This is a genomic window from Shigella sp. FC1661, from assembly GCF_001712525.1.
In the GTDB taxonomy this organism is placed as follows: Bacteria; Pseudomonadota; Gammaproteobacteria; order Enterobacterales; family Enterobacteriaceae; genus Escherichia; species Escherichia coli.
This window is the reverse complement of the sequence record NZ_MDGW01000424.1, coordinates 1-681: the sequence shown is the minus strand read 5'-3', so window position 1 is coordinate 681 and position 681 is coordinate 1. Positions and strand designations below refer to the sequence as shown.

Below are 681 nucleotides of genomic sequence, written 5' to 3'. Positions count from 1 at the left end.
TTGATGCTATAAGCCAGAGACCTTCTATGAGAATAGACATATCACATCAAACACGGCATACCCCGCCAAACATGCTTCCTCGGGAACAAAATTGTGTAGCAATGGCATTATCTGCGTGCTTTAGACAACAACTAAACCCTGTGGTAAACAGCTTATTAAAAGAGAGAATAATACACTCCCCTAAAGAATTGGAACATGACAACGCAGTAATAAGAGCCCTGCAAAAACTACAAATTCAAGAAGTTTGTAACAGCACCCTTTGGGAGACAGCCAAACAACAACTACTTCAAAAATCGGACGGAAGATATTTTGCCATCAATTCTAAACACTTAGCCTTTCCAGGCCCAGGAGAATCTCACGCCTTCTGTTGCATCAAATACAAAAATGCAATTGGCATTAACGGAAACAATGCCGAAACCCAATCGACCCACTACCAACCCTATCCCTATGATAAAGTCAGTATATGGGGACCATTCCCTCACAATTTAACGTAATATCTTAATTGTACGCACCGCTGAAACGCGTTCGGCGCGATCACGGCAGCAGACAGGTAAAAATGGCAACAAACCACCCGAAAAACTGCCGCGATCGCACCCGGTAAATTTTAACCACATGCATAGCTATGCAGCCATGTGAATCACGCAGGAATTGCCAGCCAGAGACAGCTGAAACGGATTTTTT

General features: G+C 43.3%; 1 protein-coding gene. It reads left to right on the top strand.

Annotated features, from left to right (window positions below; genetic code table 11):
- On the top strand, positions 1-494 hold a 494-nt coding region (locus tag BFF42_RS19475; protein WP_252866577.1), incomplete at its 5' end, for a hypothetical protein.
- Positions 495-681 lie beyond the last annotated feature (187 nt).